Consider the following 12,719-nt stretch of genomic DNA (forward strand, 5'->3'; position numbering starts at 1 on the left):
GCAGAAGAATCTGCGTCTACAACTCTTGCAGGGCGACCTGCATCGGTACATTGGCAGGGGCGGTAGGATTCGAACCTACGAATGCCAGGATCAAAACCTGGTGCCTTGGGCCTCTTGGCGACGCCCCTGCATCAAACCTTTGTTGCGTCCAGTGCGTCGAGCAATGGCGAGTGCGCTGCACCCTCCACCACCCACGCCCGCAGGCTGTCCGGCAATTGCGCCAAGGCCTGCTCTGCAGCAGCGCGCGTGGCGAATTCGACGAAACACCCACTCCCCGACCCGGTCAAACGTGGCGTGCCGATCTGGGACAACGCCTGGAACACGGCCTCGACGGCAGGTTCGCGGCGCCGCAGGACCGGCTCGAACGCATTGTCGAGCAGAGAACCGGAAGCGAAGTCCGCTATTTTCACGGGCGCAGCATCCCGCGTCAATTCCTGTGATTGAAATAACGCCGGCGTCGGCACGTGAACGCCTGGATCGACCAGCACATACGCGGCGTCGGGAAGCGCAATCGGGGTGAGTTGCTCGCCCACGCCTTCGGCCCAGGCGTTGTGTCCGCGGACGAACACCGGCACGTCCGCGCCCAACTGCAGGCCCATCGCGGCCAATGCATCGACGGGCAAGCCCAGGCGCCATAAGGCATTGAGCGCGACCAGCACGGTTGCCGCGTCCGACGAGCCGCCGCCAAATCCGCCACCAGCGGGAATGCGCTTGTCGACGCGGATCTCCGCGCCCGCCGGTGTGCCGGTAGACGATTGCAGCAGGCGCGCGGCGCGGATCACCAGGTCATCGTCTTCGGCAACACCGGGCAAACTGTCGCCGATGCGCCGGATCAGACCGTCGCTGCGCAAACGAAGATGAATGGTGTCCCCCCAGTCCAGCAGCCGGAACACGGTCTGCAGGAGATGGTAGCCATCAGCGCGGCGCCCGACGATCTGCAGAAACAGGTTCAGCTTGGCCGGCGCGGGCCACGCCGACCAGCCGTCCAGCGCTGCCATCAGGGCGATACCGTCCATTGATCGACCAACAGGCGGACCTTGGCGGTGCCGTTATGCGCTTCGATGCGCTGCGGCAGCGCGGGCTGGCCGTCGCTGGCCGGCGCCCAGGCGAGAAATTCGATGGTCCAGCCATCCTGTTGCACGGTGCGCGGGCGCCCGGCAGCGTCGAGATCGACGCGCTGCGCGCCGGCATCGGCAATGCGCAGCGCGCGCACCCAGTCCGGCATCTGATTGACCGGGATAGTCCAGCCGGTCGCTTCCAGCAAGACCTGTTCGGCATCTGGGCCGCTGCGCGGACCGCCGTCCAGCCCTTCGAGCCGACCGGCGCCGGTGGTGGTATCGCCGGTGAGCACCCAGCTCTGCCGGGTCACCGGGGCACTGAGCTGCACGCGGTACTGCGGGCCGTTCTGCTGCCAGTCGATGCGCCCGCTGCCGCCGTTGCGGTCCTTGCTGATCGCCACCCGCCCCTGGAACGACCACTGTGGGTGGGCCTGCAACCAGGCCTGGCGCGCAGCTTCGGCATTACGTGCTTCATCGGAGACGCGCTCGACCACCGCCGCGCCGCCGCCCTGCCCGCGCGGCACGCTGACGCAGCCGGACAGGCCGACCAGCACCAGCCCGCTCAGGGCCAGCGCGCGTCGTGCAGCGCTCATAGCCCGAACTTTTCCACGGCGCGTTGCAGCGCGCGGTTGTCAGGATCCAACCGGCGGGCTTCGTCGAAGTAGCGCCGCGCCTCGTCCTGCTTGCCGCTGACCCACAGCACCTCGCCCACGTGCGCGGCAATCTCCGGGTCCTTGACCAGCGCCCAGGCACGGCGCAGCTGCACCAGCGCTTCCTTGTTGCGGCCCATGCGATACAGCACCCAGCCATAGCTGTCGACGATAGCCGGGTTGTCCGGGTCGGCGGTGCGGGCGCGATCGATCAGCGCCAGCGCTTCCTTATAGCGGGTGGTGCGGTCGGCCAGGGTGTAGCCCAGCGCGTTCAAGGCCGCCACGCTTTCCGGCTCGGCGACCAGGATCTTGCGCAGGTCGGCCTCGGCGCGCGCCACGTCGTCGCGCCGCTCCCAGGCCAGGCCGCGGGCGTACAGCAGCGCGCTGTCGTCCGGATAGGCGGCCAAGCCACGTTCGAAGGCATCCAGCTCGCCCGGGGCGTCGTCGGCACGCTGATGCAGCTCGGCTTCCAGCACATAGGCATCGCGACGGGCATCGTCGTCGGCGCTGGCATCGCCCTGCAATGCACGCACTTCGGCCAAGGCTTCGGGTTTGCGGCCCAGTTCGTACAGCGCGCTGGCGGCGCGCAAGCGCGCTTCGCTCATCTGCGGCCCGCCGGGTACGCCGCGGTACCACTCCACCGCTTCGTCGTAGCGCTTGAGGAATTCGGCGATCTTGCCCAGCAGCAGGCGGCGATCCGGGTCTGGCTTGGTGGCGTTGCTCTTGAGCTCGCCATACAGCGCTTCCAACGCGGTGCGGTCCTTCTCTTTGGCGAGCATGGACGCGCGCAGCCCGTAGGTCTGGGTGTCCTGCGGCCCGGTGGACAGCACGCGCGCGGCCGCCTCGGTCTGGCCCATGGCGTCGTAGGCGAAGGCCAGCGCGCCGCGCAGTTCGGAATCCTTCACTGCCTGCGGTTCGACGTTCTTCAGCAGCGCCAGCGCTTCGTCGTTCTTGCCTTCCTGCTGCAGCTGGGTGGCATGCAGCAAGGCCACGCGCGGCTCCTCGGGGAAGCGGCGCACCACTTCGTCGACGATGCGCTTGGCCAGCGCCGGGCGCTCCATGCGCAGCGCGAGCCGGCCGAATTCCTGCCACACCTCGATCTGGTTGGGAATGGCGCCGGCCTTGACCAGGTCTTCGAGCACGTCGGCCGAGGCTTCCGGCTCGCGGCCGCCATTGGCCAGCGCGATCAATGCAAAGCGCCAGCCGCGCGGGTCGGGTTCTTTGAGCAGGCCGAGCAAGTCGCGGCGCGCGGTGCGCAGATCGTTGCGGCGCAGGGCCAGCGAGGCTTCGGTGCTGCGCATCGACATCGAGGCCGGCGCGCGGGCGCGCCACAGCGCCAGGGCTTCGATGGCACGCGGGTCGTCATTGGCCAGCATGGCGATACGGGCGGCGCGTTCGGCCAGCCCGGCGTCGCCGGCTTCGGCCTTGGCGGCGTCCAGATAGGCGCGGGCGGCTTCGTCCAGCTGCCCGGCCTGCAAGGCGAATTCGCCGGCAAGCACAGGTTCCAGCGAGGTGGCGCCGGCACTGCTGGCGGGTGGAGCGGACGGTGCTTTTTTGGGTGCTGCCGTGGCGTTGGCGGACACTGCTACCAGCAAAAGAACACTCAGGATGCGAATCGGTACAGGCATCGGGGGCAACCGGGCCGTAAAATGGGGCCCTGAATGGCCGCCAGCTTATCGCAAGCAACTGAACAATGACGTTGTGGGTGCTCGGACTGAATCACCAGACCGCACCTGTGGACCTGCGCGAACGCGCGGCGTTCGCAGGTGAGGCGCTGCCGCGTGCGCTCGAATCGTTGCGGGCCTTGCCGCAGGTGCGTGAGGCCGCGCTGCTGTCCACCTGCAACCGCACCGAGCTGTATGCGATGGCGGACGACGTGCAGGCGCTGGCCGGCTGGCTGGACGCGCATGCGCCGGGACTGAGTAGCTATCTGTACCAGCATCAGGATGCTGACGCGGTGCGCCACTTGTTCCGGGTCGCTACCGGGCTGGATTCGATGGTGCTGGGCGAGCCGCAGATCCTGGGCCAGGTGAAGGATGCCTGGGCGGTGGCGCGTGCGCATGGCGCACTGGGCAGCGGGTTGGATCGGTTGTTCCAGCAGACCTTTTCGGTAGCCAAGCGCGCGCGGACCGATACCCGTGTCGGCGCCAATCCGGTGTCGGTGGCCTCCACCGCCGTGCGCCTGGCACAGGAGTCCTTTGCCCGGCTCAACGAATCGACCGTGTTGCTGGTCGGCGCCGGCGAAACCATCGAGCTGGCCGCCAAGCACCTGAGCGAAGGCCGCGTGCGGCGCCTGTTGATCGCCAATCGCACCCTTGCGCATGCGCAGACACTGGCCAGCCAGCACGGCGGCTATGCCTTGCCGCTGACGGATCTGGAACGCCATCTGGCCGAGGCCGATGTGGTGTTTTCGGCCACCGCCGCGCGCGAGCCGGTCATCACGCGGGTGCAGGTGGAACAGGCGCTGCGCGCGCGCAAACGCAAGCCGATGCTGTTGTTCGACCTGGCGGTGCCGCGCGATATCGAAGCCTCGGTGGCGACGCTGAGCGATGCCTACCTGTACACCGTGGACGATCTGGAACGCGCGGTCGAAGACAACCGCCGCAGCCGCCGCGAAGCCGCAGACCAGGCCGAGGCGATCATCGACCTGCAGGTGGCGCGCTATGTCGAGACCGTGCAGGCCAACGCGCGCCAGGCACCGCTCAAGCGGCTGCGCGCGTTCGGCGACAGCACCCGCGACGAATTGCTGGCCAAGGCGCGTCAACAGTTGAGCAACGGCAAGCCGGCCGACGAAGTGCTGGAGCAACTGGCGCATGCGCTGACCAACCGCCTGTTGCACCCGCCGACCGCCGCGCTGCGCGATGCCGCGCTCAACAACGACCTGGAATTGACCAGCGCGGCCGACCGGCTATTCCCGGAAAAGCCCGGTTACCCACATCCCCCTGTAGCTACCCCGATCGTGAGGACTGATGACGCCGACCCTGCGCCGTAAGCTCGAAGCGCTGGCCGAGCGCCGCGAAGAACTGCAGCACCTGTTGTCCGACCCGGACGTGGTCAACAACAACGACAAGTTCCGCAGCCTGTCGCGCGAACTGTCGCAACTGGAGCCGGTGGCCGTAGCGCTGGAAGACGAGGCGCGCGCCAAGGCCGACCTGAGCGCGGCCGAAGCCATGCGCAACGATCCGGAAATGCGCGAGTTGGCCGAAGAGGAAATCGCTGCGGCACAAGCGCGCCTGGACGAACTGGATGCGCAGCTGGCATTGCTGTTGGTCCCGCGCGATCCGCGCGACGACGGCAATCTGTTCCTGGAAGTGCGCGCCGGTACCGGCGGCGACGAGGCGGCGATCTTTGCTGGCGACCTGTTCCGCATGTACGCACGTTATGCCGAGCGCCAGGGCTGGAAGGTCGAAATCGAATCCGACAGCCCCGGCGAACACGGCGGCTACAAAGAAGTGGTCGCGCGCGTGGTCGGGCGCGGCGCGTATTCGCGGCTGAAGTTCGAATCCGGCACCCATCGCGTGCAGCGCGTGCCGGCGACCGAGTCGCAGGGCCGCATCCACACATCCGCGGCGACGGTGGCGATCATTCCCGAAGCCGACGACGTGGAAGAGATCGTGATCAACCCGGCGGATTTGAAGGTGGATACCTTCCGCTCGTCCGGCGCCGGCGGCCAGCACGTCAACAAGACCGAATCGGCCATCCGCATCACCCACGTGCCCAGCGGCGTGGTGGTGGAATGCCAGACCGAGCGCAGCCAGCACGCCAATCGCGACAAAGCGATGAAGCGGCTGAAGGCGCAATTGGTGGAAGCCGAACGCAGCAAGGCCGCGGCCGCCGAAGCGCACACGCGCAAGTTGCAGGTGGGCAGCGGCGACCGCAGCCAGCGCATCCGTACCTACAGCTTTCCGCAGGGCCGCATCACCGACCACCGCGTGGAGGGGCTGACCCTGTACGACCTGCCCAACATCATCGAAGGCGATCTGGATGCGTTGGTCGCACGGTTGCTGCACGAGCATCAGGCCGACGAACTGGCGCGGTTGAGCGACAGCCCGTGAGTGCCAACGTCCCGCGCGAGCTACTGCAGCTGCGCGAGGCGGTGCAGCGGCAGCCCGGCGATTTCGTTGCGTGGTTGATGCTCGCCGATGCCGAACTCGGCATGGGCGGCATCGCTGCTGGCGAGTTGGCCGTGCAACGCGCGTTGGCCCTGCATCCCGGCCACCCGGAAGCGATTGCGCGACTTGGGCGCGTGCGTTGGGCGCAACAGCGGCATGCCGAGGCGTCGCGTCTGCTGCAGCAGGCATCGGACGTGGTGCCGCAGCATCCGGGCATTGCGCTGTGGCTGGGCCATGCCTTGGAAGACGCCGATCAGCCGGAACAAGCGGCAGCGGCCTATACACGCGCGTATCACCTGCTGCCTGACGAGCCGTACATCGCCGCGCAGCTGCTCAACTGGCGACGTCGTTTATGCGATTGGCGCGGCCTGGATGCCTTGGCCGCACAGGTCCGTAACGCCGTGGCACAGGGCGCAGCGGCGGTGGAGCCGTTCGCGTTCCTGAGCGAAGACGCCACTGCGGCCGAGCAACTGGCCTGTGCGCGCACGCGTGCGCAGGCGATCGCCTCAAGTCTGCAGCCACTGCCACCAGTTGCGCTACGCAGCCGCGGCGGGTTGCGCGTGGGCTTCGTGTCCAATGGCTTCGGCGCACATCCCACCGGTGTGTTGACGGTGGCATTGTTCGAGGCATTGCAGCGGCGCCAACCCGAGCTGCAGCTGCACCTGTTTGCGACCAGCCAGGACGACGGCAGCGCAATTCGCGCGCGCTTGACGCAGGCCACGACCCTGCACGATGTCACCGCGCTTGGGCATCTGGCCACCGCGCAGCACATCCGTGCGCAGGGCATCGACGTGTTGTTCGATCTGCGCGGCTGGGGCGGTGGCGGACGCCCGGAAGTGTTCGCGCTGCGGCCGGCGCCGGTGCAGATCAATTGGCTGGCATACCCGGGTACCTCCGGTGCGCCCTGGATGGATTACGTACTGGGCGACGCGTTTGCATTGCCACCGTCGTTGGGGCCGTTTTACAGCGAGCAGGTGCTGCGCTTGAACCGCGCGTTTCAGCCGTCGGACACCACGCGCACGCCTGGCGAACCGCCGTCACGCACCGCGTGTGGGTTACCCGCGCAGGGCACGGTGTTTTGCTGTTTCAACAATAGCTACAAACTCAATCCGCGCAGCATGGCGCGCATGCTGGCGGTACTGCATGCGGTGCCCGGCAGCGTGCTGTGGCTGTTGTCGGGGCCGGGCCAGGCCGATGCGCGGTTGCGAGCGGCAGCACAGGCGCAGGGCGTGGATGCGCAGCGCCTGGTCTTCATGCCGAAGTTGCCACACCCGCAGTATCTGGCACGTTACCGGCACGCGGATCTGTTTCTGGATACGCATCCTTATAACGCGCACACCACCGCCTCCGATGCGTTGTGGGCGGGCTGTCCGGTGCTGACCACGCCCGGCGAGACGTTTGCCGCGCGGGTCGCGGGCAGCCTCAATCAGCATCTGGGGCTGGAAGAGATGAACGTGGCCGACGACGCGGCGTTTGTGGCCAAGGCGGTGGCATTGGCAAGCGATGCGGATGCGTTGGCCGATCTGCGTGCGCGGCTGGCTGAGCAACGGCAGCGCAGTGGCGTTTTCGATATGGATGGGTTTGCGGACGATCTTGCGGCCCTGCTGCAGACGATGGCGCGGGAGCGTGGTTGGTTCGGGGTTTAGATGTCGGCCAAACACTGCCGGTGGACCTGCTGCCTTCTCCCGTCGGGAGAAGGTGGCGCGCAGCGCCGGATGAGGGTGCGAGCAAGCCTGCAATGCTCAGGCTGTGACCGATCGTCAATGCTCGGGGGCTCTACTGATCACTGCTGCCTTGTGCTCACCCCATGTAGCAAGTGCTGCCATGCAGGCTTCGCCCGTACCCTCACCCCAACCCCTCTCCCGCAGGAGAGGGGCTTTGGTCACTGCGCTGGCACCTGAGAAGAAAGGATTTTGTGCCTGCGCGCCGAAAGCTCCGGCGCACATGATGGCTGACGCTAGAAATTTCCAGCACTGATCGACTTTCAACACTAATCGACATGCAACGCTCGAACTCTAATCCTCGAATTCACACCACGGCGCTGTACCCGGCCGCTGCAGCTGGTTACGCTGCGGCATGCCTTCTACTCCCGACTTCATTCCCCTGCGCTTGTGCGTGCTGACAGTGTCCGACAGCCGCACGCTGGCTGACGACCGCTCCGGCGATTACCTGGCCGACGCCCTCACCCAGGAAGGCCACGTGCTGCACGACCGTGCGCTGTGTCCGGACGATCGTTACCGCATGCGTGCGGTCGTGTCGGCGTGGATTGCCGATGCGCAGGTGGACGGCATCCTGGTCACCGGCGGCACTGGCTTTACGGGCCGCGACAGCACGCCTGAGGCGATCACACCGCTGCTGGACAAGATCATGCCGGGCTTCGGCGAGATGTTCCGCGCCATCAGCGTGGAAGAAATCGGCACGTCTTCGCTGCAATCGCGCGCGTTTGCGGGGCTGGCCAATCACAGCTTCGTGTTCTGCCTGCCCGGCTCCACCTCGGCGTGCCGCACGGCGTGGGAAAAGATCGTGCGTGCGCAGCTGGATGCGCGCACCAAGCCATGCAATCTGGCGACATTGCGTCCACGGCTGGGCGAATAGCCTGCGCGTTCGATCGTTGAACGGAACCCGCATGTCGCACCTGAAACGCAAGGCCTATAAAAAGTTGCTGGCACCGCTGCAGTTGGAGCTGGTCGGCATGGCGCGCTGGTTGCGCCACACCAATCAACGCGCCCTGGTGCTGGTGGAAGGCCGCGACACCGCCGGCAAGGGCGGCGTGATCCAGACCATCGCCAGCCATCTCAACCCGCGCCAGTGCCGGGTGGTGGCACTGCCCAAGCCCAACGACCGCGAAAGCACGCAGTGGTATTTCCAGCGCTATGTGACGCATCTGCCGGCCGGCGGCGAGTTGGTCCTGATGGACCGCAGTTGGTACAACCGCGCCGGCGTGGAACGGGTGATGGGCTATTGCACCGACGCGCAATACGAGGCGTTTCTGGAGCAGGCGCCGCGCTTTGAACAGATGCTGGTCGATGACGGCATTCTGCTGTTCAAGTACTGGTTGTGCGTGGACCAGGCCGAGCAGGAAGAACGCTTTGCCGAGCGTCACGAAGACCCGCTCAAGGGCTGGAAGCTGTCGCCGGTGGATCTGCAATCGCGCACCAAATACGACGATTACACCGCCGCCCGCGAGCGCATGCTCGAAGTGACCCATATCCCGGATGCGCCGTGGACGCTGGTGGACTTCAACGACCAGAAACGTGGCCGGCTGAGCCTGATCCGCGATCTGCTGGATCGGCTGCCGGACACCGCGGTGCCCGACGAGCCGCTAGCGCTGCCGCCCCTGCACGGCAAGCCGCACAAGGAGCGCTACGGCGTGCTGGAACCGATCGACGATTACGCCGGCCAGTCCTGAGAAACTTCGTCGCTGGCCGTGGTGGCGCGCGGCAGCGGATGCAGGCCGGCCTGACGTTCGGCCTGCTCGGCCTGCAGCACCAGCTGGCTCAGGCGCTGACTGAACAACTGCATGAAACCGCGGTGCAGCGGGCGCATCGCTTCCATGTAGTCCACATCGTCGGCTTGTGCGCCGAGCGGGCTGCAGGACGACAACAGCACTTCGTCCAGGCGTAAGGCGCTGTCGGGCAAACGGACCAGCGCAGCGCGACGCAACCAGTCGCGCATGCCTTCGCGGTATTCGGCGGCCAGGATGTAGGCCACTTCGACCTGGTCCAGGTCCACGTCCGGGTTCCATGCCAGCACCTGGATCACCTGCGAGCGCTCGTCCAGCATGCGGCCTTCGGCCACCAATGCATGCAGTTGCTGCAGCAGCCGCCACTGCACGCCGGCCGCGTCGCGTTGTGCGGTCGGCATCGCTTCGATCGCCAGCGCCAGACGGCGCGAGAACAGGGCCGGTACATCGGCCAGGACCACCGGGCCCGCATCGGCGCCCAGCAGGAAACGCTCGGTGCGCAGCGCGGCGGTGTCCGGCAGATAACCGTCCTGCAGCGGGCGCATCACACCGTGATCGAGCAGCGACAGCACCACGTCGAGCCAGTAGCGGCGATCCTGCTGCAGCGCGCGGTTGACCGAGGCGTTCTGCCAGGCGGTGCGTCCCTCGTCCAGACGTGCGATGCAGGCCTGTGCATCCATTCCATCCCACGGCGCGCGGGTGGCATCGTTGGGGTCGAAGGTTTCGGCGCTGAGCATGCCGGCGCCAAAGCGGTGCCAGGCGGCGCCACGCTGGGTGTCGGTCGGGTCGAGGCGGGGGGTGGCAGGCGCGGCCGGAGCCGTCGGGCGCAGCAACGCCGCGTAGGCATCGGTCCACGATTCTGGAAGGCGTGCGGACATCGGGTAGGTCGCCGCCGGCTGCGCCAGACCGCGACGCGCCAGACGCAGGCTCCACGCCACCGCACCGATCACGATGCCGCCAAACGTCCACGCCAGCAGCCAGCTGGTGGCCGCCTGTTCGGGCTGCAGGACGCGGGTGGACGGCTGCACGAACAGCAACCAGCCACTGCCCAGCAGCGCACCGAGATAGAGCCACGGCCCGAACTGCGTCAGCTGGTGATTGCGGCGATGTGCCGCCGGAGCGTGCCCGTCGTTGTGATCTTGAGATGGAGCGGCCATTACATTCCCCTGAACGCCTGATCGCGTTGAGAAGGTTATCGGCGAAGCAACGCAACTCTGTTGCCCCGCCGTGGCGGCACGCACTCAGCCAGTTACAAATTCTTCAGTCGACTGAACCGCACACGCCGTGCGTGTCACCGATGTCACCTGCGCCGCTGGCGGGCCTTGCCACAGCCAGGTTTCCAACGCATCCAGTGCGGCCTGGCTGCCGACGGCGACCACCTCCACGCTGCCGTCCGGCTGGTTGCGGGCGTGCCCGTACACACCCAGCGCCAGCGCGCGCTCGCGGGTGGAGGCGCGGTACCACACGCCCTGCACTGTCCCGCTGACCACAAAACGCGCCGCCTGCATCACCCCGCCTTGCCGGTGATGCCGACCGCCGCTTCGATGTCGCGGGCGGTGACCGGGCCGAGGAACTGCTTGGCGACCTTGCCGTCCGGGCCGATCAAATAGGTCATCGGCAGGCCGCGTGGCGTGGCGAAGTCCTGCGGCGGCTGATACGGGTCCAGGATCGCCACCGGGTAGGACACCGGGTGGTCCTTCAAAAACGCCTGCATGTCGGCGGCGGTGATGTCTTCGTAGGCCAGGCCCACCACTTCGACGCTGTCGCGCATGGTGTGCAGTGCCGACAGCTCCGGCATTTCCTTCAGGCAAGGCGCGCACCAGGTGGCCCAGAAGTTGACCACCACCCACTTGCCGCGATGCGCGGCCAGGTCGTAGGTCTCTCCCGACACTGTGGGCAGCGACAGCTTCGGCATCTCGGCGGTCTGCTGCACCACCGAGGTGTTGGCCGCGCTTGCCGGGTCAGCGGCGGGTTTTTCGGGTGCCTGGGTGGCCGTGGCAGGCGCTGCCGCCGAATCGGTCGCAGCGGGCGTGCCCTCGCCGGTGGGCTTGCAGGCGGTCAGGATCAACAGCGGCAACAGCAGCGCGCATGCGCCGCGCACAAGACGCATCGTCATGGAGGATCTCCGGGGAGGTGGGTGTAGAGGTCGCCGACCGGTTGCGCCAGCACGCCGCGCAACGGTTGACGCAATTGTTCCAGCGCGGCGGCGGCGGCCTGGCCGTAGGCATCGTCGCGACACGGTAGCGGGCGGTCTTCGATCGGCACGCGTAGCTGACAGTTTTCGTAGAGTTCGGCCAATGGCACCACGTCCAGATCGCGCGCCAGCAGCCATTGGCCGCGCTCGTCGCGCCGTAGCAGGCGGATGCGTTTGAGCTCGCACAGCAGTTCCTGCATCAGCGTGTCGGTGAGCATCGGCTCCAGCGCAAGAATGCGGTCTTCGTCCAGGCCGTTGCCGTGGATGCGTGCCTGCCGGAAACGGCCGAGCAGACGCAGCAGGCCATAAATTTCAAAGCCCGGCGGCAGGCGCATGGCTTCGGGCTGATAGCGAAATGCGGACATCGACGATGCCAGCGACGCGCCCAGCAACACCGACACCCAGCTGAGATAAATCCACAGCAGCAGGATCGGCAGCGCCGACAGCGCGCCGTAGATGCGCTGATAGGTCTGGAAATTGCCCAGATAGAAGCCAAAGCCCCATTTGACGATTTCCATCAGGATCACCGCCAGCAGCGCGCCAGGCAGCGCGTGACGCAGGCGCACCACATGCTGCGGCACCACGCGGTAGATCAGTACGATGCAGACGAACTCCACCGCCATCGGCGCCAGCCGCCAGGCGAATTCGGCCAGCCACTGGCCTTCGGTGGTGCGGAACAGCGGCAGCGCGAACACATAGGCCGCCATCGCCATCGAGGCGGCGGCGAGCATCGTACCCAGGGTCAGCACGGTCCAGTAAATCAAAAACCGCGTCACCTTGGGCCGCGCGGCAGCCACCCGCCAGATGCTGTTGAAGGTCTGTTCGATGCTGTGCAGGGTGATCAACAACGAGGCCACCAGCGCCACCATACCGGCGACGGTGAACTTGCCCAGATCTTCCAGCGAACGGTTGAGATAGTTCTGCACCGAGCGCGCAGCGCCGGGCACGAAGTTGTTGAAGATGAAGTCGGTGAGCGCGTCCTTCCATTCGTTGAATGCAGGAAACGCCGACAACACGCCGAACACCACGATTGCCAGCGGCACCAGCGCAAACACCGTGGTGTAGGCCAACGAGGCCGCGGCCTGGAACAGGCGGTCGTCCAGAAAGCGGCGCCACAGAAAGCGCCCGAAACTCACCGTCCGCGCGCGATCGCGCAGACGCTCTTTCCATTGGTGGAGTTTGTTCACACGCGACATCGCGCAAGGGTACCCGATGCGCCGTCATCGCGGCCTTGTCGCACCT

Annotated in this window: 12 protein-coding genes and 1 tRNA gene; 5 read left to right on the top strand and 8 right to left on the bottom strand. The window is 66.8% G+C overall.

Features of this window, described 5'->3' with window-relative positions; genetic code table 11:
* Positions 1 to 51: 51 nt before the first annotated feature.
* The 4 genes from ABQZ00_RS15500 to ABQZ00_RS15515 all read right to left on the bottom strand — a co-directional run bounded on the left by ABQZ00_RS15500 (position 52) and on the right by ABQZ00_RS15515 (position 3,336).
* Positions 52 to 128, bottom strand: a tRNA-Gln gene (locus ABQZ00_RS15500).
* A 3-nt stretch (positions 129 to 131) separates the two neighbouring features.
* Positions 132 to 1,016 (bottom strand): 4-(cytidine 5'-diphospho)-2-C-methyl-D-erythritol kinase, encoded by an 885-nt coding sequence (gene ispE, locus ABQZ00_RS15505; RefSeq protein WP_323538839.1) that lies wholly within the window; start codon positions 1,014 to 1,016, stop codon positions 132 to 134.
* Positions 998 to 1,651 (bottom strand): lipoprotein insertase outer membrane protein LolB, encoded by a 654-nt coding sequence (gene lolB, locus ABQZ00_RS15510; protein ID WP_311240292.1) that lies wholly within the window; start codon positions 1,649 to 1,651, stop codon positions 998 to 1,000. The genes ispE and lolB overlap by 19 nt, the downstream gene beginning before the upstream one ends.
* The gene (locus tag ABQZ00_RS15515; protein ID WP_323538838.1) at positions 1,648 to 3,336 is read right to left on the bottom strand and encodes a tetratricopeptide repeat protein; all 1,689 of its coding nucleotides are present in this window, start codon (positions 3,334 to 3,336) and stop codon (positions 1,648 to 1,650) included. Before ABQZ00_RS15515 ends, lolB begins: the two co-directional genes overlap by 4 nt.
* A gap of 65 nt (positions 3,337 to 3,401) precedes the next feature.
* Between ABQZ00_RS15515 and hemA the strand changes: the two genes are divergently transcribed.
* The 5 genes from hemA to ppk2 all read left to right on the top strand — a co-directional run bounded on the left by hemA (position 3,402) and on the right by ppk2 (position 9,229).
* The gene (hemA, locus tag ABQZ00_RS15520; RefSeq protein ID WP_323538837.1) at positions 3,402 to 4,700 is read left to right on the top strand and encodes a glutamyl-tRNA reductase; all 1,299 of its coding nucleotides are present in this window, start codon (positions 3,402 to 3,404) and stop codon (positions 4,698 to 4,700) included.
* Positions 4,678 to 5,763 carry a peptide chain release factor 1 gene (gene prfA / locus ABQZ00_RS15525; RefSeq protein ID WP_055851331.1) on the top strand — a complete coding sequence of 362 codons (1,086 nt, stop codon included), beginning with the start codon at positions 4,678 to 4,680 and terminating at the stop codon, positions 5,761 to 5,763. The genes hemA and prfA overlap by 23 nt, the downstream gene beginning before the upstream one ends.
* Positions 5,760 to 7,466, top strand: a complete 1,707-nt coding sequence (locus tag ABQZ00_RS15530; RefSeq protein ID WP_323538836.1) for an O-linked N-acetylglucosamine transferase, SPINDLY family protein — start codon at positions 5,760 to 5,762, stop codon at positions 7,464 to 7,466. Before prfA ends, ABQZ00_RS15530 begins: the two co-directional genes overlap by 4 nt.
* Positions 7,467 to 7,896: 430 nt before the next feature.
* Entirely contained in the window at positions 7,897 to 8,415 is a 519-nt protein-coding gene (gene moaB, locus ABQZ00_RS15535) for a molybdenum cofactor biosynthesis protein B (protein WP_115561393.1), read from the top strand.
* Positions 8,416 to 8,446: 31 nt separating this feature from the next.
* Positions 8,447 to 9,229, top strand: a complete 783-nt coding sequence (gene ppk2, locus ABQZ00_RS15540) for a polyphosphate kinase 2 (protein WP_055851321.1) — start codon at positions 8,447 to 8,449, stop codon at positions 9,227 to 9,229.
* Here the strand turns inward: ppk2 and ABQZ00_RS15545 are convergent.
* From ABQZ00_RS15545 to ABQZ00_RS15560, 4 genes are all read right to left on the bottom strand, one after another.
* Complete coding sequence (locus tag ABQZ00_RS15545) at positions 9,211 to 10,440, bottom strand: hypothetical protein (RefSeq protein WP_323538835.1); 1,230 nt, start codon at positions 10,438 to 10,440, stop codon at positions 9,211 to 9,213. The two genes, ppk2 and ABQZ00_RS15545, sit on opposite strands and share 19 nt — an antisense overlap.
* Positions 10,441 to 10,524: 84 nt before the next feature.
* Entirely contained in the window at positions 10,525 to 10,791 is a 267-nt protein-coding gene (locus ABQZ00_RS15550; RefSeq protein WP_323538834.1) for an acylphosphatase, read from the bottom strand.
* Positions 10,791 to 11,399 carry a TlpA family protein disulfide reductase gene (locus tag ABQZ00_RS15555; protein ID WP_323538833.1) on the bottom strand — a complete coding sequence of 203 codons (609 nt, stop codon included), beginning with the start codon at positions 11,397 to 11,399 and terminating at the stop codon, positions 10,791 to 10,793. The genes ABQZ00_RS15550 and ABQZ00_RS15555 overlap by 1 nt, the downstream gene beginning before the upstream one ends.
* On the bottom strand, positions 11,396 to 12,673 hold the full coding sequence (locus ABQZ00_RS15560; protein ID WP_115527186.1) for a YihY family inner membrane protein: 1,278 nt from the start codon (positions 12,671 to 12,673) through the stop codon (positions 11,396 to 11,398). The genes ABQZ00_RS15555 and ABQZ00_RS15560 overlap by 4 nt, the downstream gene beginning before the upstream one ends.
* Between the last annotated feature and the right edge of the window lie 46 nt (positions 12,674 to 12,719).

The organism is Xanthomonas sp. WHRI 10204 (assembly GCF_040202875.1).
Classification (GTDB): domain Bacteria; phylum Pseudomonadota; class Gammaproteobacteria; order Xanthomonadales; family Xanthomonadaceae; genus Xanthomonas.